This is a genomic window from Natronosalvus amylolyticus (genome assembly GCF_024298845.1).
In the GTDB taxonomy this organism is placed as follows: Archaea; Halobacteriota; Halobacteria; order Halobacteriales; family Natrialbaceae; genus Natronosalvus; species Natronosalvus amylolyticus.
Genome location: NZ_CP101156.1, coordinates 1,073,667 through 1,098,964, shown reverse-complemented (window position 1 = coordinate 1,098,964; position 25,298 = coordinate 1,073,667). Strand labels below are relative to the sequence as shown.

Below are 25,298 nucleotides of genomic sequence, written 5' to 3'. Positions count from 1 at the left end.
ACTACCGAGCGACAGTTCGGTTACCCGTATGCTGTGTGTCATCGACTCGATCGGCGGGAGTCCTCGAGGAGACGGCAGACATCCGTATCCATGGGCTGGCGGGTCCGTTCACTGGTGCGGAAAACCGGCGTTGTGTATATTAGTAGTCTTCCCGTACCCGACGATAATCCCGAGTTACCAAGGCTGGGGTGTCATCTGACCAAACCTGTGGGCGAACCCCCCACGGATCCGTTGCCTCTACAACACTTCGAGGACGAAGATGGCGAGATACAACTGCCCGAGGCCCGCAACGATCATGATTCCGCCGGCCACTCGCTCGAGCGTTCGTGTACGCGAAGCCAGGACGCCCATCCCGGCACTCAGACCGACGCCCGCCGCGACGGTGAGCGAGATCATCAAAACCGTAACAGTACCCACGTACGCCAAAATAACGAGCGCGCCATCGAGCAACGACAGTGAGAGGGCACTCCCAAGGACCCCTATGAAGAGGGGTGCGACGCAGCCAGCGGCCGCGAGCGCGTACCCAGCACCGAACACACCGAATCCGGCCACGCTCGAGCGACGTTTCGGCAGCGCTATCGACAGCGAAGGAGCGCGGTCGAAGACGACCATGACGCCAAACACGACCAGCAGTGCGCCGATGACCGGTTCGAATAGAACGATGTTCGACAACGTCGCGTGACCAACGACGAACGTCGCCCCCAACAGGACGACGAACGTCACGATGACGCCGGTTCCTGCGACGATCCCTCGAGCCAGTGAGCCACCGAGTGACGGCGCTTCGCTTTCGGTTTGGCTGGCGTAGTAACCGACGTATCCCGGCAACAGTGGGTACGCACACGGTGAGAAGAACGTCGCAACGCCCGCTCCAATCGCGAACGCGAGGGTCGGAATGAGCGACAGATCGACCATTTACAGTGCCTGTTCGATACCGTCGATCAGTTCGGCCTCCGTCTTGACGCCGGTCTCCGACCACTGAACGACGCCGTACTCGTCGATAGCGACGGCGAGCGGGTAGCCCGAGAGCCCGTAGCGTTCGGCGAGTTCGACGTTTCTATCGAGCGCGACCGTCCAGTTGCCATCGTGTTCGATCCACCAGTCGGCTAACTCTTCTTCGGTAATCGAAGCCCCGACGGCTTCGTTCGTAATCGAAACGAACGTGACTTCGCCGCCTAGCTGTTCGTGGACTGCGGCGAGTGCCGGCATCTGCTCGATACACGGCGGACACCACGTCCCGAAGAAATCCAGAAACATCGGTCCCTCGAGCGTGGGAATCTGCATCGTCCCGGGTTCGCTCCCCCGAACGTCGGCCGTCTCGACCTCGAGTGGTTCCACGTCCGGGCCGAACCAGCGCTGCAGGCGGTCCTGAATCGGGCCTGCACCCTGGGTGGCGACGACGCCACCAGTCGCGAGCACGCCCAGACTGCCGAGGCCAGCGATGTAATCACGTCGGCGCATTTTATCCTCGTGTGACCGCGCGTACGTCCTCCACGATGGTTTCTGTATCGGTTCTGAGCGCGTTCGGATACGACCGCTCGACGACGCCGTGCTCGTTGACGAGGAAGATGAGGTTGTAGTGAACGAAGGTGTACTCGCCGTGACCGTGGTGGCCGTCGTCGTGCCCATCACTATGGCCGTCGTCGTGCTCGTCGCTGTGTTCGTCTTCGTCCCCATCGGAATCGTCTCCGTGTCCGTGTTCTTCCTCGAGTTCAGCCAACTCCTCCTCGTCTTCGATCCGGTCGAGGAGCATCCCGAAATCCTCTCTGAGTACCTGCGCACCCGATTCGTAGTTCTCTGGCCGAAGGAAGTGCCAGTTGCCCGCCTCGAGGTCGACACCCTGTTGGCCGGCGTACGTCTCGAGGACCTCCGGCGTGTCGCGCTCGGGGTCGAACGTCATCGCCAGCAGTGCGAGGTCGTTATCGTACCCGTTCTCGATCGCGTCGGCCTGTGCCCGTCGCAGTCGCAAAAGCAAGGCCGGGCACGCCCCGTCAGGGCAATGCGTGAAAAAGAACGTCATCAGATACGTTCGGCCCTCGAGGTCGCTCGAGGAAACGGTCTCGCCCGTCAGCGGATCCGGGAAGGAAAACGACGGCATCTCGTGACCGTAGATCGGGTGGTTCGGCGTCCCTCGGTCTTCCGTCGGCGTGTCGAGGACGGTTTCGCCGTCACCCCAGTCGCCACTGCCTGGTTGTTCCCCGCTCAACTGTGATTCAATCGTACCGAGACAGCCCGCAAGGCCAGCGATTCCGGTGCCGGCGAGTCCGCCAAGGTACGTCCGTCTGTCCATACACGAAATGAAGGACCAGACGATCAAAGGTTCGTTGGTTCGAGAGCCGAAAAACCGACAGTGGTTTTGGGCGACCGTCCTTACGTCGGTGTATGAAACTCGGCCGACGAGACCTGTTGCGCGCTGGCGTTACAGGTGGTGTTCTTGGCGTGGCCGGCTGCCTCGAGCGACTTGGGTTCGAAGAACAATCGGCCTGGGACGTTCCCCCGATGGTGGAGAATCGTCCCGACGCCGTCTACATGCCGCCGTCGATAGAGGAGATGGGAACCTATGGGCAGGCGAGCAACGGCGAGTATGCGGTCGACCTCGCGTTCACTTTCCCGCATCGATTCTGGCTCGTGGCCGGCGACACCGAGCGCGTCGACGTCACCACCGACGACACGATGCACCTCATGATGACCATCTGGGAGGCCGAAACCGGTATGTTGCTCCCCGTCGACAGCACCCTCGAAATTCGGGACGACGATGGAGCCGTCGTCCACAGCGATCCGCCCTGGTCGATGCTCTCACAGCGAATGGGGTTTCACTACGGCGACAACATCACTCTCCCCGGCGAAGGGGCATACACGGCACGGGTGGTCACCGGCCCCGTGAGCGCTCGTCGCACCGGCCACCTCGCGGATCGACTCGAGGGAACCGCCACCTTCGAAATCGACTTCGAGTACGCCCGCTCGGATTTGCACGACCTCGAGTTGACCTTGATCGACGAAGACGAACGCGGCCAACCCGGGGCGCTCGAGGCCATGGACCACAGCGACCACGCACATCACGGTGATCATGATCACGACGATCATGGCGCTACTCCCGACGACGGCCATGGTGATGCCCACGATGACGGCCACCACGACAACGACCACGACCACGAAGACGGCCATCACGACGGCGAAGGACACGGTGGCCACCCACAGCTGGGTGGCCCACCTCTCGAGGACCTGCCCGGCACCCACGTCGGCACCGAAACGTCGGCGGACGCTTCGATTTCCCTCCGGTATCTCGAGGTCGAACGATTTGGGGAAGCTGACGGTTCCACGGACGGCAGCGAAGGGAGCGAGCAAGAGGATATCGAAGAAAATCAGTATATAGCCGTCTATCCACGAACGCCGTACAACGATTTCCCGTTGCCGTTCATGGCAATCTCGGTGACGCTCGAGGAGGACGGCTCGACGATCCTCGAGACCACGTTGCAGGAGACAGTCGACCACGAACTCGGGCACCACTACGGCGCTTCGGCTTCCGAAATCGCTGCCGCCGACACGGCCATCGTAACCGTGGATACCCCACCACAGGTTGCTCGTCACGACGGATACGAAACCGCATTTTTCGAGTTCGACCCGCTGACGTTCGACCTGTCCTGAGCGAACTCCCATCGACCTGTTCTGAGCGATGACGGAACGCTCGTCTCGAGATGACCGGTCGAGATGTCCGGGTACGCATGCATTTACAATAGCTAACTAGCCCCAATTACCGGGGGCATGTCACACGCTGCCCGCCCCCACGTCTCCGTTGGCTGTCCGGCGTGCCGAGCCACCGTCTCGGCGACGGTACCCTCCGGAACGGGAATCACACAGTCTGACACCGGCGACGCGACCACGAAGGACGACCCCTTTCAGCTTGCAGGAATCGAAGCCGACTGCCAGGAATGTGGCCATACGGTAGAACTCTATTACTACACGGAACGGAACCCGATTTTTTAGCTCAAAGATAGGGCGCTAAGGCCTCGTCCGCTATGGTAGCTAGTGAAAGTCAGTGCACACCCTATCCCAAGCGTGCGTCGCGGTAGGTGTGTACATCGGTTCACTGTACTATCGGAGCGAACGAAGCAACGCGGAGTGAACGAGTAAGGCGAGGATACAGCGCCCGCTCGAGTTACCTGAAAGAGTAGACACTCGAGCGCGACAACAGGTACGACACTCCGTGAAGGTTTTACACCGATAGCACCCACCACACCGACAATCCACACGTTTTTTGCCTTCACTCACGCCATCTCGAGTATGCAAATCGAGAACAGTTTCCTCCCCGTCGATGGCGTCGGCGAGAAAACCGAACGCCGACTGTGGGAACACGGCATCACCCACTGGGACGAGTTCGACGGCAGCGTCGTCGGCCCGACGCTTGCCGACCGCATCGAGGGCTTTATTCGAGAGGGTCGGCGCCACCTCGAGTGCGGTGAGTACACCCCGTTCGCCCAGGCCCTCCCGGCCGCGAGTCGTTGGCGACTGTACGAGAACATCCGCGAGGACGCCTGCTATCTGGACATCGAAACCACGGGTCTGGACGCCGACCGCCACTCGGTCACGACGGTCAGCCTCCACCGCCGTGGCGAGACGACGACTTTGATCAACGGACAGGACCTCACCGCGGAACGACTGCAGATCGAACTGGACGACGCGGCCGCGCTCGTGACGTTCAACGGCCAGCGATTCGACGTTCCGTTCCTCGAGACGGCCCTCGACGTCGATACCACGATGCCCCACATCGATCTCATGTACCCCTGTCGAAAGCTCGGCCTCACGGGCGGTCTCAAACCCATCGAGAAAGAACTGGGCATCGATCGAGAGCAACCCGATATCACCGGTCGTGACGCCGTCCGGCTCTGGCACCAGTACGAACAGGGAGACGACGCAGCCCTCGAGAAACTGGTCCGGTACAACCAGGCCGACACCGTCAACCTCGAGACACTGATGGAGACGGTTTCGAATCGACTGCACGAGTCCGTGTTCGAAGCCGCCTGTAATGGGGAACACTCGAGCGAGTAGACGATCAAAAAAACCCCACGTTCAAGCTGTCGTCGCCTCACTGCAAGCCTGAGGACGAAGGAGGTTACTCGGCTACGTCGATCGTTCCGTCGCTGAAGACGGTGACGTCGTAGCCAGCGTACACAAATTCCACGTATCCTTCACTTCTGGAAGCCCCGTTTTGGCGGGGTGCAAACAGCGAATCGAGTGCTTCCGGGTTCAGTACCTCGTAGAGCGAATCGTACTCCGGTGGCTCGAGTGCTGTCGGATCGACCCCCTCTTTTTCGGCGACCGCAGCGATAATACGATAACTGAGCGGTGGTCGTTCGTGACTGTCAGATTTCCCAGCTGCAAGTAGCATTGTCGGATGCTTCACATCCCCATATATAAATCCACTGACCGCTGCTCGACTATAGAGTATAGAATTGAACGTCGATGTACAAGTGTGTGCAACTAAGTCTTTTCATATACTCCAGTGTTTTCATCAAATAGAGACTGTCCAGCTACACGGGATATGGATCCTCACCACACTGATGTACAACAGAGGCAGCGGATTCGAGGGTGTACTGGCGTGGTATCGGCGTTTCTGTCACCAATCAATCGTGGGCTGTGTAAAAGACGGACAACGACGCAAGCGACGATACGAAAAGTGAACGCCAAATACCAAGCCAAGGCGGGGATTTGAACCCCGGAACTCTCGATTACAAGTCGAGTGCATGCACCACCCATGCTCCCTTGGCGCTCGTACACCGTGTCGATAGTCACTCATCCTTTGAGTGTGTGTCGTTTTTCTTCGGCGAATTATCGCACCCACTCGCGTGAACGGACGGTTGGCTCGAGTAATTCGAGACCGTTCCCTCGTTCGGGTCGTTGTACCGGTGTATCGGTGAGCACCGTCCCCGTTCGGGGGTACATCGTACCGAATCACAACAGACCGCATCAAAGCCGCCGTTCGAACCCGATTCTGAACGAGTCATAGCCCGCCTCGCGGTAAAACCGACAGGCCGACTCGTTCCTGGCCATCGCCTCGAGCGTACAGACGTCGACGCCACGCTCTCGAAGTTCGTTCTCGGCCGCCTCGAGCAGCGCTGTGCCGATGCCGCGACCGCGATACTCGGGTTCGACGTACAGGTTCGAGAGCAGGCCGCGGGTACAATCGAGTGTGAGTGACCCGTGTTCGACGGTCACCGACGCGAATCCGACGATCGTCTCCGTTTCTCGAGCGACGAGCAATCCGCCGTCGACCTGATAGGCACCGAGTGTTGCCAGCATCGTTTGACGGTTCGGTTCGGCGAGGACGTGCGATCCGTAGCTCGCCTGGTCGCGGGCGAGGCGAACCCAGGCGTCGGCGACGGCCTCGAGGTCCTCCGTCGTCGCTCGTTCGATATCGATATCGGCTGGGGGCACGGTCGTACCGACCGGTCCGATGGGCATAACGATGGGTGTTCGTCTCGCGGGTTGTTATAGTAGCCAGTGAAACGATGTACACACTATCACGACGCCATCTTGCGGTTGGGTGTGCACTGACTTTCACTGGCTACTATAGATGCCTTACTCGTCTTTCACGATGACCGGTTCGTGTTGGTCCGGTTCGTCGATGACGGGTGCGGAGCCGTCGGAATACTCGGGGAGCCGGGTCTGTCGGGATTCCGGTGGTTCGCCCGTGATCACGTACGGAACGAGAACGAAGACGGCGTTGATAACCAGAATCAGCAATATCGGTGCCAGAAAGAGTCCATAAAACCCGAAGAGGACCGGACCGACGATATAGGCGACCAGCAAGAGGCCGGTGTGCGTTTGCTCGCCGCTGATGTGTGCGCGGATGAAGAAATCCGGGATAAAATCGACGACGACACCGCTCACCGCAAAGAGGATACCGACAGGGACGAGCAGGGAGAGGTCGCCGGTCATCCAGGCGTTGACCGCCAGCAGAACAGTCAACGGCACGTAGACGAGTTTGATCCCGACGACAGGGATGAGACTTCCCAGCCCAGCTAACGCACCGAGCAGGGCCGGAAATGGCACGGCAACAGCCGCCGGAGCGAACGCGTTGTACGTATAAAAGGTGATGACGCCAACGATGGCCGTGATGAACACGTTGACGATGTTGCCGAACAGCGTCATCGAAAGCTCCGGGTCCACGGCGTCCACGTACGTTTTCAGGACGCCACTCTCGTCGTAGGTCTCGAGCAACCAGCCCACAAATCGTGGCCCGTCGATCAGCATGTAGTAGGTCAAAACGACCACGATGAGCAACTGGACGACGGTTGCGCTGACGACGCTGATCGCCCCTGCCATGCTGACAAAGAGCAAGCCGAGGGAGGCCTGGGAAGCAGTTTCACTGACGACGGTCGCGAGTTCGTCGAGGTCGATACCGGTCAGATCGAACTCTTCGAGTGCCTGTTCGATGACCTGGTCTTGCACGTCGTAGGTCTCGATGAACGCCTGGGTTTCGAGGGCGATGATACCGATCGTGTACGCGAGCAAGACCAGAAACGGGACCCCGAAGAGGACCAGTGCGAGGAGTGCCCGTACCCGCCTGGGCAGGTCGAAACGCTCGAGGGTACGGTAGATCGGTCGAACCGCGTAGTACAGAAAGACGGCGAAAACGATGACTGCCACGAACGAAATCGCGACGTAGGCGACGATGGCGAACAGGGCTGCGACGATCGCGCCGATGGCAAGCCGCCGCTGGTCGAATCCGTCAGATCGCATCTGCGTCGGAATACACAACGGGAGTACTTATCAGTGGCTACACAATATTTCACGCTGGCACACCGTTCGACGCGCTTCACCTCGTCGCATATGCGTCGTCGGTCGCTCGTGAATGCGGAGACGAAATCCGGCAAGTGGGCACAGAATGGGTATTTCAATATAGCGGGGAATATTTTTGTCTTTGCCCACCGTACACGGAGGTATGTCAGACGTAGCGCTTGACGACCGCGGTCGTCTCACGCTCCCGAAAGAGGTTAGAGAGCGATACGGAGACCGATACCACGTCGTTCAGCTTCCCGACGGGGTCAAACTGGTTCCGGTCGCCGACGACCCGCTCGAGGCACTCAGGGACGAGTTCGCGGATGTCGAGAAGTCAGCTGATGAACTTCGTGAAGAAACACGTGAAGCAGCGCTCGACGAGGCCGGACGATAGATGTATGCGGAAACCGATTTTCTTCTCGCACTCATTAAGGAGGATGACTGGCTCGGCGAGGCCGCCGAGTTTGTGTACCGGAAACACCGTGACGAGTTGTGGACGTCACAGTTCACCCTCATCGAACTCCTGATGGTCGCCTACCGGGAAGAACGTGATACCGAACGCGTCGTTTCGAACGCCGCCAATCTCGTCGAAGTACGCGGTGACGTGGAGACGGTCGTGACGGCGGCGACGTACGTGGAAGACCACGGGTTCACACCGTTCGACGCGCTTCACCTCGTCGAATCGAACGGCGATACCATCGTCTCGAGCGACGATACGTATGCGGACGTCACGTCCCGTCTGGACATGAAGGGAGTCGACGCCGAGTGACGCTCCGCAACCACTAAACGCGGCTCGCCCCTACCTCGAGTAATGAGTGACTGGACCGAGACGTACCGCCCGACGACGCTCTCGGAAGTACGCGGAAACGACAAAGCCCGCGGCCAACTGAAAAAGTGGGCGGACACCTGGGACGAGCACCGAAAGGCCGTCATCGTCCACGGGAGTCCGGGCATCGGAAAGACCTCGGCCGCCCACGCGTTGGCCTACGACATGGGTTGGCCGGTGATGGAACTCAACGCGAGCGACGACAGGCAGGCAGACGTTATCAAACGCGTCGCCGGTGAAGCGTCGAAAAGCGGCACGCTCACCGGCGGGAGCGGCGGCCGCCGACTCGTGATTCTGGACGAAGCCGACAACTTCCACGGCAACGCCGACTACGGCGGCTCTCGGGAAGTGACTCGAGTCGTCAAGGAAGCCGGCCAACCGGTCGTGCTCGTCGCCAACGAGTTCTACGACATGAGCAAGTCGCTTCGCAACTTCTGTGAAACAATCGAGTTTCGGGACGTCTCCGCTCGCTCTATCGTTCCCGTACTCCGTGATATCTGTCGCCGTGAGGGGATCGAGTTCGAAGAAGACGCACTCCGGGCGATTGCCGACTCGACGAGCGGTGACCTTCGCTCGGCGGTCAACGACTTACAGGCGGTCGCCGAAGGCAGTGAGGTATTGACCGTCGAGGATGTCGTCACCGGCGAGCGCGACCAGACGGAGGGAATCTTCGATTTCCTCGACCGGCTGATCAAAGAAGAAGACGCCCACGGCGCGTTGCAGGCGGCCTACAACGTCGACGAAACGCCCGACGAACTGCTCAACTGGGTCGAAGATAACGTCCCCAAAGACTACAGCGGCGGCGAACTCGCCGACGCCTACGAATTCCTGAGCAATGCCGACCGCTGGCTCGGCCGCGTACGCTCGACGCAGAACTACACCTTCTGGCGGTACGCGACCGACAACATCGCCGCCGGCGTCGCCGCCTCGCGACGCGAACCCAAGGGCGGGTGGACCCGCTACGGGCCGCCGAGTTACTGGTCCAAACTCGGGCGCACCCGCGGCACCCGTGACCGACGTGATGGGATTGCCCAGCGAATCGCCGACCGCGAGGGTGCGAGTGTCGCCACCGTTCGGCGCGAAATGATGCCCTTTCTCGAGGCGATGACTCACCTCTGTCGGAACCGCGAACTGACGGTCACGATGACCGCGGCGTACGACCTGGACGCCGACGAGGTCTCGTTCATTACGGGTAGCGGTGCCAGTACGAACAAAGTCGAATCCATCGTCGAGGACGCACGGGCACAGCGTGAAGAAACCGCTGTCGAACACTCGGAGGGTGCGTTCTTTGCACAGGAGACGAACCGCTCGAGCGAGGACTCGAATGTCGACACCGACGGGACAACCCCCAACGAGGGTGTCACACACGATGGAACCACCCTCGAGGAAGCAACTGCTGGCAATACGGACGACGATACAGCCGACACGACGGCAGAATCAGGGACCCGAACGTCCTCGAGTGGGTCCGACGAAGCCGACGCCGAGGAAACAGCGGAAGCCGACGACGGACAGTCGGGACTCTCCGATTTCTTCTAGTCCCGTCCCAACCGTCGACTCATGCGTGAAACCGAACACCAGCCGCCGGTTTTCGCTCATCGGTTCAGGTTTGGGAAGCCACTCGTACCCTCTCAAACGTCGACAGATGCGTGTACTCGGGCATCAGCAATCAGTTTCACACATCCGTGCAGGGTTGGGAAGACACCAGCTGGTAGCCCAGCGGATAGCGAGGGATTTGGGAACGCAATCACAAAATACCGAACTGCTCACCGACGTCCTGAAACGCCTCGAGGCAGTCGAAGATATCGTCTCGAGTGTGCGTCGCCATCGGGAAGACGTAGACGCGTTCGTGGGCGACCGTCTCGGTCGAAGGATCCGGCGATGTGCGCTCTCGCTCGTCACCAGTCTCACCGGCCCCGTTGGTCACGGGGTCGGTCACCTCCGTAGTGGTATCACGGGAGCGTCCGGATTTGGCATGCTCGATCGTTTTTGTTGCGCATCTCGGCCGTGGATTCGCGGTATCGATACCCGAAATGACGATGCCGGCGTCTGCTACTGCTGCGACGAATTCGGGAGCCAGTCCGGGTTGCTCGAGGCGGACGGGAAGGATCTGGGAATCGCCATCGACGAGATAACCCAGCGATTGGAGTCCGTCACGAATCCGAGTGACGTTTTCCCAGAGCCGTTCGCGGGCGTCACCGTGTTTAGACCGGTGGAGCGCCTCGCTCGCTGCGGCAGCAGCCATGGGTGTGAGCCCAGCCGAGGCTGTAAACGGCCGCTCGTCGATGAGACAGTTGATCAGGGCCGAGCTGCCGGCGACGTACCCGCCCTGGCTCGCCAGCGCAGTTGCAAGGGATCCCGTCTGGATGTGTACCCGGTCAGCGACGCCCTCAGCGTGAGCGATGCCGCCCCCGCCAGCATAGAGCCCGGTCGCGTGTGATTCGTCGACCAGGATCCAGGCCCCGGCGGCCTCGGCGTGTGCACACAGGGCCTCGAGCGGGGCAACCTGGCCGTCGATACTGAACACCGAATCGGTGACGAAAAGCCAGGATTCGTCGTCCGTTCCGTCGGTTGGTCCGCCAGCCTGCGTCCCGGCGGTGATCTGATCGTCACGGGCCCGAAGCTCCCGCTCGAGGGCGTCCGGGTCACAGTGGTCGTAGGTGACGACCTCTGCACCGGCCAGTTGACAGCCGTCGAGGGTGCTGACGTGGACGCACTCGTCGACGAACACGACGTCAGGTTCGAGCGTGACGATTGCGGCGACGTTCGCGCTGTAACCGGAGGAAAAGGTCAGTGCCCGCTCGGTCCCGAGCGTTTCAGCCAGCAGGCGCTCGAGGTCGTGGTTGACGATCGTATCGCCGGTGCCGACGCGGCTACCGCCAGTTCCGGTGCCGACGGTTGCAGCGGCCTGACGTGCGGCGTTCTGGACGTGCTGGTCGGCCGTAAGCCCCAGATAGTTATTCGAGGCGAACACGACCCGTTCTGCAGCGCCGAGGACCGGCAGGCCACCCTCCGGTGGCTCCGAGGCGTACCCTCGAGCGTCGATTCGGTCGACCGGCGTCAATCTATGTTTTCGACCGTCCTCGAGTCGTTTCTCGAGGTCCTGGTCGAACCCGCGATCTGCCATCTGCGTGAACCGTGTCGGCCCCACGGTTTCACTCTCACGGTTCGGCTGTGTCCCGTCGCTCGTGACTGTCAAGCGCTGATGAGTGTCGAATCACTGACGGGGGTTGCTGTCACTGTGTATCGGTCAGCGACCAACCCGGCTCGTCGCCGACCGATAGGAAACGACAATCGACCGTTTCAAGCGACGGGCAGTTCGTCGATGAGCACGACAGCTTCCCCGGCGATGACGGTGGCGTCGTCGTCTTCGTCGCGGATTTCGGTCTCGAGGCGATACTGGTCGTTGCCCAGGTCTTCGAGGATTTCGACCCGGGCGGAGACCCGATCACCGATGCCGACGGGGGCACGGAACTCGAGGTCCTGTGAGAGATAGATCGTCAATCCGGGGAGACGGGCGAGGGCGGCACTGATAAGCCCGGAGACGAGCGTGCCGTGGACGATTCGTTCGCCGAATCGGGTATCGGCGGCGAACGCGTCGTCGAGATGTAGGCGGTTTGTATCACCGCTCACGCGAGCGAATGCGCGAACGTCGTCGTTTGAGAGCGTCTTCTCGAACGTGACCTGATCGCCGACAGCCAGGTCGGCGGGATCGTCGACCGTTCGTTCGAACGCCCAGTCGAGGTCGGCGTACTCGATGGAGGGGAGGTCAGTGTCGATCTGCGTTTCACTGTCCGATTCTTCGGTGTCGGCGGTCGCGGCAGGTGCCTTTCCATTGTCGCTCATTACGGGTGCGAACATGGCGTCGACGGCCGCTTTGTTGGCCGCAGTCGTCCCCTCGAGTATACTGGTCGCCATCGAGGACCAGGCACTCGCGAAGCGTGCCGCCCCGAACTGTTGTGATCCCATTATAGCCGTGATCTAGGCAGTAGGTGGTTATCACTTCTTTGGCTCTGACACTCGGTTTCGATTGTAGGTCAACACGGTGATCAGTGAGGACACTCGAAGGGGCATAGCATCCAACACCATTTGATGGTATCTAATGGTATCTAGTGGAAAGGCTTATTATGTGGGCGAACTTACGTATGGGTGATGACGGATGACACCGACCAACTGCCCTGGATGAATCCGGCGCTGTTTACGAAGCAGCTCCAAGAAGCCGGTGAGCAGATGGCACAGTCCCAGCAGGACGCACTGAGCCAGCTGTCCGGGGCGGGTGGGATGAACCCCTTCGACAGCTCGTCGGCCTTTGGGCCGATGAACCTCGGGACCGCGACGTTCAAAGCGCGTGTTCAAAGCGGGGGTCGAATCAGCATTCCGGAACCCGAACGTGACGCCCTCGATATCGAGGAGGGTGACATCGTGCAGACGGTCGTCATCCCGGTCAAACGATCGCGAGACGACGAATAACCCAGCGAAACCACCAACAAACACTACCAGACCAATGACACAGAACCCACTCACCACCGTTTTCGACGCCCAGCGTACCGCCATCGAACAACACCAGGCCCTCACCCACGACGCCCTCGAAGCCCAGAAGGCCGCCTTCGACGCCTTTACCACCGGCCTCGAGACGTCCGAATCGTTCATCGAAGGTAACGCCGAACTCTCGAAAGGCCTCGTCCACGCGACGTTCGACGCACTCGAGGCGTCCATGCCCGAGGGAAGCGCCGACCTCGAGGAACTGCGCGTCGCAGTCGATGACGGCTTCGAAGCCGCCACGGAGGCCCAGCTCGAGTCCCTCGAAGCGCTCGTCGAAGCGGTCGAAGAATCGAGCGTCGCCTACGACGAGTTCGCCGAGGAGTACGCCGCCGTTGTCGACGATTCTGTCGAAAACGCTCTCGAGGCCCACGACCAGTTCGCGGACAACGTCGAGGAAGTCTCCATCAGCATCGAGGAGGCAGCCGACGAGTTCGACGTCTCAGCCTGAGACAGTCTGCTGTGACTTCTCGCGTCGAGGGGTTACCCCTCACGCCGCGCACACGCACGAGAAATATCCCCCAATGTTTTCACCTTCCCAACCCCACCAATGGCAATGACAGATTCAGACACCGACTCGAACCAGTGGAACGCCTTCGTCGAACAGTGGAACGAACAATTCATGGACGCCCTCGAGACCAACATGGAAGCCCAGGCCCAGTTCGTCGAAAGCTGGTCGGAAGCGGTCGAAGGCACCATCGAGGAGGACGACCTGTCGGAGGGCGTTCAGGGCTATTCTCGTGCCTACGAGGCCTGGATGGACGCCTCGAGTCAGATGGTCGACCGAATGAACGACGTCGTCGAGGGCGAAGAGGTCGACCTCGAGGAGTTTCGTGATATCTGGCTGAACACCTCGAACGAGGCGTTCAAGGAGGTCATGACGACTACCGCGTTCGCCCGGTTGACCGGAGAAACCGTCGGCGACGTCCTCGAGGCCCAACAGCAGGCAGACGAGGCCGCCGAGACGACCCTGCGGACGCTCGGGTTTGCCACCGAAAGCGACGTCGTCGAAGTGGGCGACCGGCTGGTCGAACTCGAGCGCCGCCAGCACGCCGTCGAGCAGAAACTCGACCGCGTCCTCGAGCATCTGGAGGAGCAATGAAGAATCCGTACGCATTCGCGATGGACATCCAGCGCCAGGCCTGGGAAGGGGCTGCGGAGATGGCCGAGAAGGTACAGGTGGCTCCCGACCGCGCTGAAACGCTCAACGACGTCGAAGTTGGACAGACGCCGAGCGAGGTCGTCTACGAGGAGAACAAACTCCGGCTGCTCCACTACGAATCTCAGACGGATAGCCAACACGACGTACCGATTCTGGTCGTCTACGCGCTTATCAACCGACCCTACATTCTCGACCTCCAGCCCGACCGCTCGGTGGTGCGGACTCTCCTCGAGGCAGGCTTCGACGTCTACATGATCGACTGGGACGAGCCATCGGCGCTCGACCGTTCGCTCACGCTCGACGATTACGTCTCCCGGTACATCGATAACTGCGTCGACGTGGTTCGAGAACGCTCGAACCAGGACGCGATCAACATCCTCGGCTACTGCATGGGCGGGACGATGACGACGATGTACGCGGCGCTGTTCCCCGAGAAAGTACGGAATCTCGGATTGATGGCCGCCGGCCTGTGTTTCGCTGGCGATAGCGGCGTCCTCGAACTCTGGGGCGCAGACGAGTACTACGATCCCGAACGCGTCACCGATACGTTCGGCAACGTCCCGGCGGAGTTCCTCGACGTTGGGTTCGCGCTGATGGATCCCGTCGCGAACAACGTCACGAAGTACGTTCGCTTTTATGAGAACATGGACGACGAGGAGTTCGTCGAGAACTTCGCCCGGATGGAACGCTGGCTCGCAGAGGGGATCGACGTGGCCGGCGCGACCTACGACCAGTTCATCGGCGACATCTACCAGGACAACAAACTGGTGGAAAACGAGCTGTATCTGGGCGACAAACACGTCGACATCGAGAACATCGAGATGCCGGTCCTTCAGATCGTCGCCACCTACGACCACCTGATTCCGCCGGAGGCCTCGAAACCGTTCAACGACGCCATTCCGAGCGACGATACCGAAATTCTCGAGTTCGCCACCGGACACATCGGCATGAGCGTCTCCTCGCGCAGCCACGACGAACTCTGGCCGCAGGTCTGTGAGTGGTTCGAAGAGCGCTCCCGACTCGAGGACTCGAGTACGGCGACTGCCGACGCTGCAGACGAAGAAATCAACGCTGGGGAAGCATCCGCCGGTGATGACCTGACCGAACTCACCGGCATCGGGGAAGCCTACGCCGAGGACCTGGCCCACGCAGGAATCGAATCGTTCGCTGGGCTGGCCGAAGCGGACGTGGCCGACCTTGCGGCGGAAACGGGTATCTCACCGAGTCGACTCGAGGACTGGATCGAACAAGTTCGGGACCGATAGGGTACGCACACGCACCCGAACCAGATTTGCGGAACGACGGTAGCCAGTGGAACTATAGTAGCCAGTGAAAGTCAGTGACATCCTACCGCAAGACGGCGTCGCGGCAGGTGTGTCCATCGTCTCACTGGCTACTACACCTGCTGTCACAACGGATTCCGTTTCTTCGGATGCTCAATCTTCAGTGCCAAGTACAATAACACTATCAAATTACTACTGAATCTATACCGATTGGCACTCGAGGACGTTCCTCGAGCACGTCATTGTTCAACATAATCACAGGTTCTTATTTATCACAGGCTGTCCTATGCGTATCTAACCATGTCAATGGACGGACGAACGTGTGTAATCACTGGGTCAGCACGCGGTATCGGACGAGGCATTGCCGAACACCTCGGTGCAGAGGGTGCAAACGTCGTTATCAACTTCCGCTCGTCAGACGAGGCGGCGGAGTCGACAATTGCGGCCATCGAATCGGCTGGCGGCGAAGCGATAGCCGTCCAGGGAGACGTTACGGACCGGGAGAACGTGGTCGAGATTCGAGAGCGGTGTCACGAGGCGTTCGGGCCTGCAGATGTTCTCGTCAACAACGCAGGCATCACTGCTGACACGCAGTTCGTCGAGATGACACGCGAAGAGTGGGACCGGGTCATCAACGTCAACCTCGGGGGAACGTTCAACTGTACCCAGGAGTTCTACGACGACATCTGGAACGCTGAAGATGGCCGTCTTATTAACATCTCGAGCGTCGTCGGAAAGCAGGGGAATTTCGGACAGGCGAACTACGCCGCCGCGAAAAGCGGCCTCTTCGGATTTACGCGGACAATCGCGCTCGAGCTGGCCCAGGGTGGGTCGACGGCCAACTGCGTCGCCCCGGGTTTCACGCGGACTGACATGCTCGAGTCGGTTCCGGAACACGTCCTCGAGCGAATCATCGCGGGCATTCCGCTCGAGCGCCTGGCCGAAGTGGAAGATATCGCTTCCGTCGTCCGGTTCCTGGCGAGCAAGGAGTCGTCGTACGTGACCGGCGAAGTGATCGACGTCAACGGCGGTATGGACCTGTAACGAGAACGGCGAGCGTTCCACGGCTTATCCGACCCGTGGTGGTTCACTCTGTCGGCGTCTCGAGGCCCGTCCGTTCGCTGTCTGGTGTCTGTGTAGAACGGCCACGGTGGCCATCATTTTCCACGAAACGACGGTTCCGGTTTTACGCATGGATCGATGTTTGGGAAGGTACTAGAGCTAAGCGGCTGGACACACAACTCCCGGTCATGTTACACGCTCGCGGCTCACTCCTCACCGTCGACGTTTCTGACCAGCACGCGAAACGAACCGATATTGACGACGTGCTCGAGCGAACGGTCGGTGGTCGGGCGACCGCCACGGCGCTGGCTCACGACCGAATTCCGTTCGATGCCGACCCCTTTGGTCCCGAGAACCGGGCCTATCTCTCCACGGGGCCACTCCAGCAGAGCCAGATGTCGTTCACCGGCCGGATGAACATGACGGCGCTATCACCGTTGACCGACGGATTAGCGTCGACGAACGCCGGCGGCTATCTCTCGCGTAACTTCGCCGACACCGGTATCAGCGTCCTCGAGATCGTGGGTGAAAGCGATGACCTGGTGGCGATTCACGTTACGGATTCCGGCGTCGAGTTCGAGGCCGTCCCGGAACTCGAGAACGCCCTGGTTCCCGAAGTCTCGTCGTACATGGCCGAGACCCGCGATCTCGGCCCGGAGAACTGTATCGCCATCGGGCCGGCGGGCGAGAATCTCGTCCGGTTTGCGAGCGTCATGACCTTCGACTCGCGTGCGTTCGGTCGGGGTGGCCTCGGTGCCGTCCTCGGGTCGAAAAACGTCAAGTGCGTCACCTTCGAGGGCGACTCGGCCCCCGACATCGAGGTACCCTCGATCCAGTCAGAAATACACCGCGAGGCCGCCCAGTCCGACGACCGGATGAAACGTCAGGGGACGACGGGCGGGACGGAGTTCATCAACGACAATTTCTCGCTCCCGACGCGGTATTTCGACGACTACTCGTTCGAACACGCCGATCAGATCGGTGGCAACGCCGTCGAGGAGAAAAAGTACAAGAAAGGAGCCTGCTCAGCCTGCGCCTACGCCTGTAAACTCCCGACTCGAGACGAGGAGACCGGCCTCGAGACCGAAGGCCCCGAGTTCGAGACCGTCTACTCGTTTGGCTCGTTACAGGGTGTCGACGATATCGTCGACGTCATGAAGAGCAACGAACTGTGTGACGTCCTCGGGATGGACACCATCTCTGCGGGCGTGACGATTGCAGCCTACCTCAAAAGCGAGGACGCCTTCGGCGACGCGGATCTGGCCCACGAACTGGTCGAAAAAATCGCCTATCGGGAGGGTGTCGGTGACACGCTGGCCGAAGGTGTACACCGCTGTCACGACGAGTTGGGCGTCGACGACTACACGGTCAAGGGGATGGAGTTTGCGGCCCACGACGGGCGCGTCCTGCACGGACAGGGGCTTTCGTATGCCGTCGCAAACCGCGGTGCTGACCACATGTACGCCGGAATGTTGAGCCTCGAGTACAGCGGCGAACTTGACCCCGAGGGCACGCTCGGGAAGGCCGAAACACTGGTTCACGAGGAGAATGCCTCGGCGTTCCGTGATACGGGTATCGTCTGTGCCTTCGGCGGTGAGTACGTCACCGACGAGCGCCTCGAGACGCTGTTCGACGCTCCAATCGATCAGCTGCTAGCGGTTGGAGCGAAGACGGTGACGCGCGAACGTCACTTCAACAATCAGCGTGGGTTCGACGTGAGCGACGACGGGACGCCCTACGAGTTGCCGGACCTCGAGGCCGCTATCGGGGAGTATTACGAGGCTCGCGGCTGGTCCGAAAACGGTGTCGTCCCGGAGGGTACCCTCGAACCAGTTTCAATTTCGGCCGACTGATATCGGCCAGCGCTATCCGCCGTAGACGGAGGGGACGAGTCGTATCACGTCACCATCCTCGAGTGGCGTCTCGAGGCCTTCGAGGTGGCGAACGTCGGTTTTGTTTTTGGTCACGACGGTTTTTTCGGCCAGGCCGCCCATTCCGGTTCCGTCCGAATCGAGCAGTCGTCCCGAAAGTACCGGATACGCCTCCTCGAGTTCGCCGAGCAGTTCGCCGACGTGGTCTACATCCTCGCCCCAGATGACGGTTTTTTGCCCGACGTCTTCGCGAAACGGCCCGAAGAACACACACTCGAGTTGCACAGGTGTATGCTACGGCCCATCGCTCTTGTAACTGGTGGGGTTGTGGAACGACTGGAATACCCATACCCGTCTTCCGTATTATGTCTCAGTTACAGAAACCACCACTCGAAGTCGTGCACTCCCCGGATTGACCGAAAGAGTGTACGTCCCGTCCTGTTGTGCCGTATGTTGCTCGTGCGTATCGACGCCCGTACGAATCGAATTTTGCAGGACCTGTGTTCCATCCGGTGCTGACAGGCTAAACCCTCCGCTATTGTCTCCTTCGCTTTCTACCTCGAGGCTAATGAAAATCTCGTCGTCGCGAGTTGCTTCGAAGGGGAACGATTCTCCGGTTCGATGGACTGTCCCCGATACTGCTGCCTGATCACCGATATCGATGTTCTACCTGATATACGATCCAGAGAGCGCCAGCACCGACCACACCAGTCCCGAATATCGAAAGATACTGTCGGCGGTTCATTCTGTTCGCCCCCGTAAACGTGGTTCCGCATGTCCGAATGTGGGAGTCAATTCGGTAGCAGACGCCGGGTTCGACTTCTCCGCCGAGGCTTGATGAAGTAGTTGCTTCTTTCGAATAGATGCGAATGCGTTACCAAACTGCAAATAATCACGTTTTAGCGGCCACGTGAGATTTGTATCTTCTTTGACAGCCATTTACTATAGTGATAAACCACTAATATAAATAATTGTGGGTGTGTTTCGTTGATTCGATCTGAAATCAGATCGTAACGTGGGCGGCGACCTTTTAATCCTCTCTCTCGAACGTGAGGTATGCAGCGAACGGCGGACCACGACTCGCAAGCCGTGTTACTCGTCGGAACGGCTGACTGGGTCCATAGCGTCGTTGATCCTCTCGAGTCCGCGTTCGAAGTGGTCGGTCCGGTTACATCGATAGCCGACGTGGAACTCGAGGACATCGATTGCGTGCTTACTGACGATCTGGACGCCATCAGTGCGGTGAAACTGCCGGTTGTCGTCGGCCCCGCAACTGAAACTGGCGGCTCCCCCGAGTCCCCATCGCCGACATCTGTGGAGGACTCGTCCTCGCCATCGACGGACGGCGGTTCGATTTCGAGCAATGACTCCTCAGCGACCAGCACACACCTCGAAGCAGCCCTCGAGGCCGGGGCAGCCGACGTGGTGCAGCGATCGACACTCGAGCGACCGCAACTTCTCGTTCACCGCCTCGAGTCTGTGATCGAGAGGACACGGTCTGACCGGGAAAAAGAGGCCCGTGAATCGTGGTATCAAACGCTGATCGAAAATTCTCCGACGCTCTTTTTCGTCCTCGATACTGACCGTCAGCACACCTTCACTGGCCCGTCGGTCGAACACGTTGCCGGATATGATCCCGAGTCGTTGCTCGGCGAGCAAATCGATGACTGCATCCACGAAGCTGACAGGGAGACGTTTCGAGACACATTTGAGGCCGTGATCGAGGGTGACATCGGTACTACGAGGGGCTGTGAGTACCGATTTAAACACGGTGATGGCGGTTGGCGAGTGCACGAAGCCATCGTGACGAATCAACTGGACCATCCGGTCGTCGAGGGAGTCGTGGTGTCGGTTCGAGATATCACCGCCTACCGACGGGTCGAACAGGAGTTGACAAAATCGTTCGAGCGCGTAACCGATGCGTTCATTTCGTTGGATTCTGCTGGTCGATTCACGTACCTCAACAAGCGAGCAGAGTTATTTTTCCGGACGCCACGTGAGGACTTACTGGGGCGGTCAATTTTTGACACGATACCCGACCTCGACGATTCGGCGTTCACCGAGGCGGCACTCGAATCCTTCGAAACGCAGGAACAGCACACGATAGAACAGTATTACGAACCGTTCGATCGATGGGTTGAAGCACGAATCTATCCCTCCGAATCCGGGCTGTCGATTTACTTCAGCGACGTCACCGAGCGGGTCGAACGCGAGCAAGCGCTCGTCCAACGTTCCGAACGCCTGCAAGTAATCGTCGAAAACATGCCCGTAATCCTGTTCTCTATAGACAAAGACGGTGTGTTCACACTGTCAGAGGGCAGCGCACTCGAGCGAATTGGACTCGAGCCAGGAGAGGTCGTCGGGGAGTCGGCCAAAGCAGTGTATGCTGACCATCCTGATATCGTCGAAGACATCGAAACCGCGCTGGATGGACACGAAGTACACGTGTTCCGTGAGGTCGGTGGTCGCGTGTTCGAGACGTGGTATCGGCCGCTCATCACTGAGTCGACGCTCCGCGGGGTCATCGGTATCGGTATCGACGTGACCGAACGAGAACAGTACGAGGAAACCCTCAATGCGCTGTACGAGGCGACCGAACACCTGCTGACGGTCGAATCGAAGGCTGCGGCCTGTGAGTACGTGACCGACGTGGCAGCAGACGTCCTCGGTTTGCCGAACGTCGTCGTGTACCAGTACGATGAGCGGGAAAATGAACTGGTCCCGACTGCGTACACCACCGGGTTACTCACACAGTTTGGGACGCCACCCCGGTTTGCGCCTGGAGGGGGTCTGACCTGGGACGTCTTCCTCGACCGTGAGGCAACGGTCCGCACGGAAGATCCAGCGCTGGAGCGTCTGTACGAAGACGCGACTATTAGAAGTGGCGTCTGGATCCCGCTCGGTGAACACGGAGTTCTCGTCGCCCTTTCGAGTGAACCCGATATCTTCGACGATACGACCATCGAGTTAGCCAAGGCCTTCGGTGCCACGGCTGAGGCTGCACTCGACAGAATCGGTCGCACCCAGCGGTTGCACGAACGTGAGCAGGAACTCGAACGACAAAACGATCACCTCGAGCGGCTGAACGATGCGTCACAGCTCCGCGAAGACATCGAATCCCTCCTGTTACGGGCGAACTCGAGGAGAGAGATCGAAGCGGGCGTCTGTGATCGGCTCCTCGAGATAGAGGGCTGTGCGTACACCTGGATCGGCGAGCCGGACCCCGGTGGGAACGAAGTAATCAGTCGACACGCAGCCGGTGTTGGACGCGACTATCTCGAGCAGGTGACAGTGACGGCTCTCGACGACCATGCGGCCGAGCCAGCAGGGCGCGCGGTTCGCTCTCGGACGCCGATTACCGTGTCTGCCGTTGCGGAGGATTTACGCCAGGGTGCCTGGCGTTCGGCAGCCCTCTCTCGGGATTTCCAGAGTGTCTATGCGATTCCGATGGTGTACGATGACTTTCTCTACGGCGTTTTGACGTTGTATAGCAGCGAACACGACGGATTCGATGAGCCGACACGAACGACGCTTGCCGAACTCGGCGATACGATTGCCTACGCTATCGATTCAGTCCAGCGAAAGCAGGCGTTGGTGGGTGATGGAGCGACCGAGATCGAACTCGAGATTTCACCGGATTCGACGCTCGTGACGGTTGCTGAACTCGCCGACGCACCCCTGGAAATCGACGGGATACTTCCACAAGAAGACGGCTCGACGACAGTATTCGCAACTGTTTCGACCTCGCTTACGGAGGATGCGCTCGCAAACAGCGACGTCACAGGGACGATAATCAGCTGTGACTCCTCACAAACGGTGGTCCAGTTGACGGTCGGAGGACCGTTCCTCACACCGATTATCGAGACCTACGGCGGGACGCTTCGCTCGTGTACGGTGGATCCAGGGTCCGGCACCCGGGCCACGCTCGAAGTCCCGAAGTCGGTAGACGTCAGAGAAGTTCTCATGGATCTCAACCGGCGTGGCCTCGCGACGACGTTACTTGCTCGCCGGGAATCGTCCGATGACGAAGAGATCTGGCGCGAAGGACCAATGTACACGACGAACCGGGCGTTAGCCCTCGAGGAGCTGACCGATCGCCAGCGGGAAGTCGTCCAGACGGCCTACCACGGTGGCTACTTCGAATGGCCTCGCGTCACGACCGGTGAGGAGATTGCATCCTCGCTTGACATTTCGGCTCCCGCCTTCCACAATCACGTTCGAACGGCCGAACGCAAGGTATTTCGTGCGTTATTCGATCGTGAGCGCTAGTCCGTTCCCGGCGTCGACCGATGCCCGAAACCGGACCCTAGCAATCGGTTTCACGCATTTTCGGGGTTTGCCAAACCAGTAGTGGCTTTCCGCCCTTCCATCCGGGGCTGAACCACTGTGGTTGCGTTCGATTGCACCCATGGGTCGTGGCCTGCTGGATCAGGGTTAAACAATTAACCATCCAAAACGGAACACATTACACCCTTAATGACTACACTCTTTGCAATCACTGGCAAACGGGCAATTGTCTACACACCCCTCTTTAGGGGGGACACAAAACATGACTGAATCATCTACACACTCACTTCACGGAACGGCAACCAATCAGTACACTACTAATTTCGACCGTCTCGACGATGAACCGCTGAGCGTTGCCATCGCCGAGGCAGTCGCTACAGTAACGGAAACCGACGTCACAGTACTCGACCCACTTCACTACGCGATCGATGTCGATGCTCTCGAGCGACTCTTCGAGCCGCGGGCCGATGGGCTACGAGATGGAGGGAGCGTCACGTTTGGATACAGCGACTGTATGGTCACCGTCGAGGCTGACGGAACGATTACCGTCGAACCTACTGCCTGATCGCGTTTTTATCGATTCCAACAGGCCGGTAACGACCCTGCCCAGTCACTGAACGGTACCCAGTACTTTCTCGAGCGGTGACCCCTGGGTGTAACCATCGGTTGCACCCACGGGTGCAGGACCGGGAAGCCACTCAGTGACACGACTTTGCGCAGCGTCGGTAAGCCATGCTCTCGAGCGTGTCGCTATAGTAGCCAGTGAACGAATCACACACCTATCACGACGACAGCTGGCGATAGACTGTGCAACGACTTTCACTGGCACCTATAGTCCAGCCGTCACTCCTCGTCAGCGCAGCTCGTGGTATATTAACACATAATACTGTATATATTTATTTCAGGCAACCGTTATATGGCCGGACTCAGTACGATGGGTCATGACAAAACAAACCACGATGAAAGATGTCAGCCACACACCGCCATCCGGTTCCTCCGTGACCAACGTCTGGCACCGGGGCCAAAACGAAGACGAATAACGAGTTTTTACACATTTCGATGACGCCCGGCCAGTGCTCGACCAGCACAGGCAACCGGGAGTTCGGTACCGGCCGTTAGAAGCCGTGGCTCGAGGTAAGTCACCATCGGTCGAACCCGTAGAGCGTTCGAAAACCCTTACTCGACGTCGTTTACCGGCAGTACGATCACCGGTAACGTCGCTTCCCTGATCATCCGGCGAGTGGTGTTTCCGCTGAGCATCTCCATCAACCGGTTGGCCTTCCGGGGGACGAACGCCACCGCTTCCGCCTTTCGCTCGGCACCTGATTCGTAAATCGTTTCGACGACATCCGTTCCGTACAGTATCTCCGTTTCGATCGTCGCACCCGTATCCTCGAGCGGCGCTCGCGTTCGGCCGAACACTTGCTGTGCGTACTCCTTGCGACTCTCGAGTGGGGCTTTATCCGGTGCACCACCGCCTTTCTCGATCACGTGGACGATCAATATCTCACTCTCCGGCCCCAGTCGCGGGGCGAGCGCGCGTGCAGTCGCTTCTCCGTCATCGGGATCGGCAGCGGGAACGAGAATCGCCCCATCGAACGCTATCGCCATTGGTTCACCTCGGGCGCCCGTCTTTCAGTGTACGTTAGTCCTGTCTGTCTCTCTCCATCTTGAGTTTTCATACACGTGACTTAGCCCGCCAGTTCAATAAACCTCCGCCAGGAGTAGTTGTCTACGTCGCTTCTACACGGGCCTGTGAGCCGTGCCGTGATTTGTCAAGTCTGAGACAGTCTGCTGTAATGTTCCCTGGTGGTGCCCTTACCGGGGTTGGCAATCACCGGGAAGAAACGACAGTAATCCGAATAAGTCGACTCTTTCACCGGTTGTGTCTCGCTTACGAACGACCGCGGTACCGATAATCAGCGTCTGTATCCTCTTTCAGGTATGTCGACTGCGCACGAAAGACAGTACGTCGAACTGACCGCTGGCTACTGGAGCCATCTCGTTATCGCTGGCCTCGTCGCCGGGATTCTCATGGGAGTAGTCATGCATGAAGTGATGGGGATGATTCAGGCAGTCGGTGCCCTCTACGGGACCGAGGGGACGACAGCCGGGTGGGTGTTCCACCTCTGGCATGCAATCGTCTTCGCGCTCGTGTATGGCGGATTTTTCATGTGGGGACGTCTCCAGCCGTTCCACGACCGGATTCTCGCGAGTACCACGCTCGGCATCGTGTGGGCGACCGTCCTCTGGGTGGGGGCTGCCGGCGTTCTCATGCCGCTGTGGCTCGGCAGTGTCGGGGTGACCGCGCCTTCGGTTCCGGCGCTCAATCCTGTGAGTGGCCTTGGACACGTGCTCTACGGGGGCGTCGTTGGCGGCCTCTCAGCAGCACTGCACAAACGGCTGTAGTCCCACTCTCGAGCGGTCTACTCGCGGTCATACGGTCTGCTGTACCGTTTTACCGGTGATTACCCACCGGGTCGGCAATCACCGGT

Annotated in this window: 26 protein-coding genes and 1 tRNA gene; 16 read left to right on the top strand and 11 right to left on the bottom strand. The window is 59.6% G+C overall.

What is annotated here, in order from left to right:
• Positions 1-237: 237 nt before the first annotated feature.
• From NLK60_RS05150 to NLK60_RS05140, 3 genes are read right to left on the bottom strand one after another with little or no spacing between them, the layout of a single operon-like run.
• Positions 238-912: a cytochrome c biogenesis CcdA family protein gene (locus tag NLK60_RS05150; protein WP_254809818.1), complete on the bottom strand. Its 675-nt coding sequence runs from the start codon at positions 910-912 to the stop codon at positions 238-240.
• A complete protein-coding gene (locus tag NLK60_RS05145; RefSeq protein ID WP_254809817.1) occupies positions 913-1,458 on the bottom strand; it encodes a TlpA family protein disulfide reductase in 546 nt (181 codons plus the stop codon).
• Position 1,459: 1 nt separating this feature from the next.
• Positions 1,460-2,287: an SCO family protein gene (locus NLK60_RS05140; RefSeq protein WP_254809816.1), complete on the bottom strand. Its 828-nt coding sequence runs from the start codon at positions 2,285-2,287 to the stop codon at positions 1,460-1,462.
• Positions 2,288-2,379: 92 nt separating this feature from the next.
• Here NLK60_RS05140 and NLK60_RS05135 point away from each other — a divergent pair, with 92 nt between their 5' ends.
• The 3 genes from NLK60_RS05135 (at position 2,380) to NLK60_RS05125 (ending at position 5,043) form a co-directional block, all read left to right on the top strand.
• On the top strand, positions 2,380-3,642 hold the full coding sequence (locus tag NLK60_RS05135) for an iron transporter (protein WP_254809815.1): 1,263 nt from the start codon (positions 2,380-2,382) through the stop codon (positions 3,640-3,642).
• A 117-nt stretch (positions 3,643-3,759) separates the two neighbouring features.
• On the top strand, positions 3,760-3,981 hold the full coding sequence (locus tag NLK60_RS05130; RefSeq protein WP_254809814.1) for a hypothetical protein: 222 nt from the start codon (positions 3,760-3,762) through the stop codon (positions 3,979-3,981).
• Positions 3,982-4,278: 297 nt separating this feature from the next.
• The gene (locus NLK60_RS05125) at positions 4,279-5,043 is read left to right on the top strand and encodes a ribonuclease H-like domain-containing protein (protein WP_254809813.1); all 765 of its coding nucleotides are present in this window, start codon (positions 4,279-4,281) and stop codon (positions 5,041-5,043) included.
• A 64-nt stretch (positions 5,044-5,107) separates the two neighbouring features.
• On the opposite strand, the gene ddfA (NLK60_RS05120) is transcribed toward NLK60_RS05125, so the two are convergent.
• From ddfA (NLK60_RS05120) to NLK60_RS05105, 4 genes are all read right to left on the bottom strand, one after another.
• Positions 5,108-5,383: a DdfA family disk-determining factor gene (ddfA, locus tag NLK60_RS05120; protein WP_254809812.1), complete on the bottom strand. Its 276-nt coding sequence runs from the start codon at positions 5,381-5,383 to the stop codon at positions 5,108-5,110.
• Between the two features lie 305 nt (positions 5,384-5,688).
• Positions 5,689-5,762 (bottom strand) — tRNA-Thr (locus NLK60_RS05115).
• Between the two features lie 199 nt (positions 5,763-5,961).
• A complete protein-coding gene (locus NLK60_RS05110) occupies positions 5,962-6,429 on the bottom strand; it encodes a GNAT family N-acetyltransferase (protein WP_254809811.1) in 468 nt (155 codons plus the stop codon).
• Positions 6,430-6,573: 144 nt separating this feature from the next.
• A complete protein-coding gene (locus tag NLK60_RS05105; RefSeq protein ID WP_254809810.1) occupies positions 6,574-7,737 on the bottom strand; it encodes an AI-2E family transporter in 1,164 nt (387 codons plus the stop codon).
• A gap of 202 nt (positions 7,738-7,939) precedes the next feature.
• Here NLK60_RS05105 and NLK60_RS05100 point away from each other — a divergent pair, with 202 nt between their 5' ends.
• The 3 genes from NLK60_RS05100 to NLK60_RS05090 are packed head-to-tail and all read left to right on the top strand — an operon-like array spanning position 7,940 to position 10,138.
• Positions 7,940-8,170, top strand: coding sequence for an AbrB/MazE/SpoVT family DNA-binding domain-containing protein (locus NLK60_RS05100; protein ID WP_254809809.1), 231 nt, complete (start codon positions 7,940-7,942; stop codon positions 8,168-8,170).
• A complete protein-coding gene (locus NLK60_RS05095; RefSeq protein ID WP_254809808.1) occupies positions 8,171-8,545 on the top strand; it encodes a type II toxin-antitoxin system VapC family toxin in 375 nt (124 codons plus the stop codon).
• A gap of 42 nt (positions 8,546-8,587) precedes the next feature.
• Positions 8,588-10,138: a replication factor C large subunit gene (locus tag NLK60_RS05090; RefSeq protein WP_254809807.1), complete on the top strand. Its 1,551-nt coding sequence runs from the start codon at positions 8,588-8,590 to the stop codon at positions 10,136-10,138.
• A 208-nt stretch (positions 10,139-10,346) separates the two neighbouring features.
• Here the strand turns inward: NLK60_RS05090 and NLK60_RS05085 are convergent, their stop codons facing one another.
• Positions 10,347-11,726 carry an aminotransferase class I/II-fold pyridoxal phosphate-dependent enzyme gene (locus NLK60_RS05085; RefSeq protein ID WP_254809806.1) on the bottom strand — a complete coding sequence of 460 codons (1,380 nt, stop codon included), beginning with the start codon at positions 11,724-11,726 and terminating at the stop codon, positions 10,347-10,349.
• Positions 11,727-11,902: 176 nt separating this feature from the next.
• Positions 11,903-12,568: a MaoC family dehydratase gene (locus NLK60_RS05080; protein WP_254809805.1), complete on the bottom strand. Its 666-nt coding sequence runs from the start codon at positions 12,566-12,568 to the stop codon at positions 11,903-11,905.
• A gap of 183 nt (positions 12,569-12,751) precedes the next feature.
• Here NLK60_RS05080 and NLK60_RS05075 point away from each other — a divergent pair, with 183 nt between their 5' ends.
• The 6 genes from NLK60_RS05075 (at position 12,752) to NLK60_RS05050 (ending at position 18,498) form a co-directional block, all read left to right on the top strand.
• On the top strand, positions 12,752-13,069 hold the full coding sequence (locus tag NLK60_RS05075) for an AbrB/MazE/SpoVT family DNA-binding domain-containing protein (RefSeq protein WP_254809804.1): 318 nt from the start codon (positions 12,752-12,754) through the stop codon (positions 13,067-13,069).
• A 34-nt stretch (positions 13,070-13,103) separates the two neighbouring features.
• Positions 13,104-13,589 carry a hypothetical protein gene (locus NLK60_RS05070; RefSeq protein ID WP_254809803.1) on the top strand — a complete coding sequence of 162 codons (486 nt, stop codon included), beginning with the start codon at positions 13,104-13,106 and terminating at the stop codon, positions 13,587-13,589.
• A gap of 105 nt (positions 13,590-13,694) precedes the next feature.
• Positions 13,695-14,240, top strand: a complete 546-nt coding sequence (locus tag NLK60_RS05065) for a poly(R)-hydroxyalkanoic acid synthase subunit PhaE (RefSeq protein ID WP_254809802.1) — start codon at positions 13,695-13,697, stop codon at positions 14,238-14,240.
• A complete protein-coding gene (phaC, locus tag NLK60_RS05060; protein ID WP_254809801.1) occupies positions 14,237-15,565 on the top strand; it encodes a class III poly(R)-hydroxyalkanoic acid synthase subunit PhaC in 1,329 nt (442 codons plus the stop codon). The genes NLK60_RS05065 and phaC overlap by 4 nt, the downstream gene beginning before the upstream one ends.
• A 318-nt stretch (positions 15,566-15,883) precedes the next feature.
• The gene (locus tag NLK60_RS05055; protein ID WP_254809800.1) at positions 15,884-16,627 is read left to right on the top strand and encodes a beta-ketoacyl-ACP reductase; all 744 of its coding nucleotides are present in this window, start codon (positions 15,884-15,886) and stop codon (positions 16,625-16,627) included.
• 206 nt (positions 16,628-16,833) lie between these two features.
• Entirely contained in the window at positions 16,834-18,498 is a 1,665-nt protein-coding gene (locus NLK60_RS05050; protein ID WP_254809799.1) for an aldehyde ferredoxin oxidoreductase C-terminal domain-containing protein, read from the top strand.
• Between the two features lie 12 nt (positions 18,499-18,510).
• Here the strand turns inward: NLK60_RS05050 and NLK60_RS05045 are convergent, their stop codons facing one another.
• Positions 18,511-18,801, bottom strand: a complete 291-nt coding sequence (locus NLK60_RS05045; RefSeq protein WP_254809798.1) for a MoaD/ThiS family protein — start codon at positions 18,799-18,801, stop codon at positions 18,511-18,513.
• 771 nt (positions 18,802-19,572) lie between these two features.
• Here NLK60_RS05045 and NLK60_RS05040 point away from each other — a divergent pair.
• The 3 genes from NLK60_RS05040 (at position 19,573) to NLK60_RS19780 (ending at position 23,843) form a co-directional block, all read left to right on the top strand.
• Positions 19,573-22,785, top strand: coding sequence for a PAS domain S-box protein (locus NLK60_RS05040; protein ID WP_254809797.1), 3,213 nt, complete (start codon positions 19,573-19,575; stop codon positions 22,783-22,785).
• Between the two features lie 280 nt (positions 22,786-23,065).
• Complete coding sequence (gene ddfA, locus NLK60_RS05035) at positions 23,066-23,368, top strand: DdfA family disk-determining factor (RefSeq protein ID WP_254809796.1); 303 nt, start codon at positions 23,066-23,068, stop codon at positions 23,366-23,368.
• Positions 23,369-23,744: 376 nt separating this feature from the next.
• Complete coding sequence (locus tag NLK60_RS19780) at positions 23,745-23,843, top strand: DUF7989 family protein (RefSeq protein WP_484555225.1); 99 nt, start codon at positions 23,745-23,747, stop codon at positions 23,841-23,843.
• Between the two features lie 136 nt (positions 23,844-23,979).
• On the opposite strand, the gene NLK60_RS05030 is transcribed toward NLK60_RS19780, so the two are convergent.
• Positions 23,980-24,414, bottom strand: coding sequence for a universal stress protein (locus NLK60_RS05030; protein WP_254809795.1), 435 nt, complete (start codon positions 24,412-24,414; stop codon positions 23,980-23,982).
• 333 nt (positions 24,415-24,747) lie between these two features.
• Here NLK60_RS05030 and NLK60_RS05025 point away from each other — a divergent pair, with 333 nt between their 5' ends.
• The gene (locus NLK60_RS05025) at positions 24,748-25,212 is read left to right on the top strand and encodes a hypothetical protein (RefSeq protein ID WP_254809794.1); all 465 of its coding nucleotides are present in this window, start codon (positions 24,748-24,750) and stop codon (positions 25,210-25,212) included.
• Positions 25,213-25,298 lie beyond the last annotated feature (86 nt).

Excerpts from the sequence above, each read along its gene's own strand:
- NLK60_RS05150 (WP_254809818.1), bottom strand. The coding sequence starts at position 912 with ATGGTCGATCTGTCGCTCATTCCGACCCTCGCGTTCGCGATTGGAGCG.
- NLK60_RS05145 (WP_254809817.1), bottom strand. The coding sequence starts at position 1,458 with ATGCGCCGACGTGATTACATCGCTGGCCTCGGCAGTCTGGGCGTGCTC.
- NLK60_RS05140 (WP_254809816.1), bottom strand. The coding sequence starts at position 2,287 with ATGGACAGACGGACGTACCTTGGCGGACTCGCCGGCACCGGAATCGCT.
- NLK60_RS05135 (WP_254809815.1), top strand. The coding sequence starts at position 2,380 with ATGAAACTCGGCCGACGAGACCTGTTGCGCGCTGGCGTTACAGGTGGT.
- NLK60_RS05130 (WP_254809814.1), top strand. The coding sequence starts at position 3,760 with ATGTCACACGCTGCCCGCCCCCACGTCTCCGTTGGCTGTCCGGCGTGC.
- NLK60_RS05125 (WP_254809813.1), top strand. The coding sequence starts at position 4,279 with ATGCAAATCGAGAACAGTTTCCTCCCCGTCGATGGCGTCGGCGAGAAA.
- ddfA (WP_254809812.1), bottom strand. The coding sequence starts at position 5,383 with ATGCTACTTGCAGCTGGGAAATCTGACAGTCACGAACGACCACCGCTC.
- NLK60_RS05105 (WP_254809810.1), bottom strand. The coding sequence starts at position 7,737 with ATGCGATCTGACGGATTCGACCAGCGGCGGCTTGCCATCGGCGCGATC.
- NLK60_RS05100 (WP_254809809.1), top strand. The coding sequence starts at position 7,940 with ATGTCAGACGTAGCGCTTGACGACCGCGGTCGTCTCACGCTCCCGAAA.
- NLK60_RS05095 (WP_254809808.1), top strand. The coding sequence starts at position 8,171 with ATGTATGCGGAAACCGATTTTCTTCTCGCACTCATTAAGGAGGATGAC.
- NLK60_RS05090 (WP_254809807.1), top strand. The coding sequence starts at position 8,588 with ATGAGTGACTGGACCGAGACGTACCGCCCGACGACGCTCTCGGAAGTA.
- NLK60_RS05085 (WP_254809806.1), bottom strand. The coding sequence starts at position 11,726 with ATGGCAGATCGCGGGTTCGACCAGGACCTCGAGAAACGACTCGAGGAC.
- NLK60_RS05080 (WP_254809805.1), bottom strand. The coding sequence starts at position 12,568 with ATGGGATCACAACAGTTCGGGGCGGCACGCTTCGCGAGTGCCTGGTCC.
- NLK60_RS05075 (WP_254809804.1), top strand. The coding sequence starts at position 12,752 with ATGACGGATGACACCGACCAACTGCCCTGGATGAATCCGGCGCTGTTT.
- NLK60_RS05070 (WP_254809803.1), top strand. The coding sequence starts at position 13,104 with ATGACACAGAACCCACTCACCACCGTTTTCGACGCCCAGCGTACCGCC.
- NLK60_RS05065 (WP_254809802.1), top strand. The coding sequence starts at position 13,695 with ATGACAGATTCAGACACCGACTCGAACCAGTGGAACGCCTTCGTCGAA.
- phaC (WP_254809801.1), top strand. The coding sequence starts at position 14,237 with ATGAAGAATCCGTACGCATTCGCGATGGACATCCAGCGCCAGGCCTGG.
- NLK60_RS05055 (WP_254809800.1), top strand. The coding sequence starts at position 15,884 with ATGTCAATGGACGGACGAACGTGTGTAATCACTGGGTCAGCACGCGGT.
- NLK60_RS05050 (WP_254809799.1), top strand. The coding sequence starts at position 16,834 with ATGTTACACGCTCGCGGCTCACTCCTCACCGTCGACGTTTCTGACCAG.
- NLK60_RS05040 (WP_254809797.1), top strand. The coding sequence starts at position 19,573 with ATGCAGCGAACGGCGGACCACGACTCGCAAGCCGTGTTACTCGTCGGA.
- ddfA (WP_254809796.1), top strand. The coding sequence starts at position 23,066 with ATGACTGAATCATCTACACACTCACTTCACGGAACGGCAACCAATCAG.
- NLK60_RS19780 (WP_484555225.1), top strand. The coding sequence starts at position 23,745 with ATGACAAAACAAACCACGATGAAAGATGTCAGCCACACACCGCCATCC.
- NLK60_RS05030 (WP_254809795.1), bottom strand. The coding sequence starts at position 24,414 with ATGGCGATAGCGTTCGATGGGGCGATTCTCGTTCCCGCTGCCGATCCC.
- NLK60_RS05025 (WP_254809794.1), top strand. The coding sequence starts at position 24,748 with ATGTCGACTGCGCACGAAAGACAGTACGTCGAACTGACCGCTGGCTAC.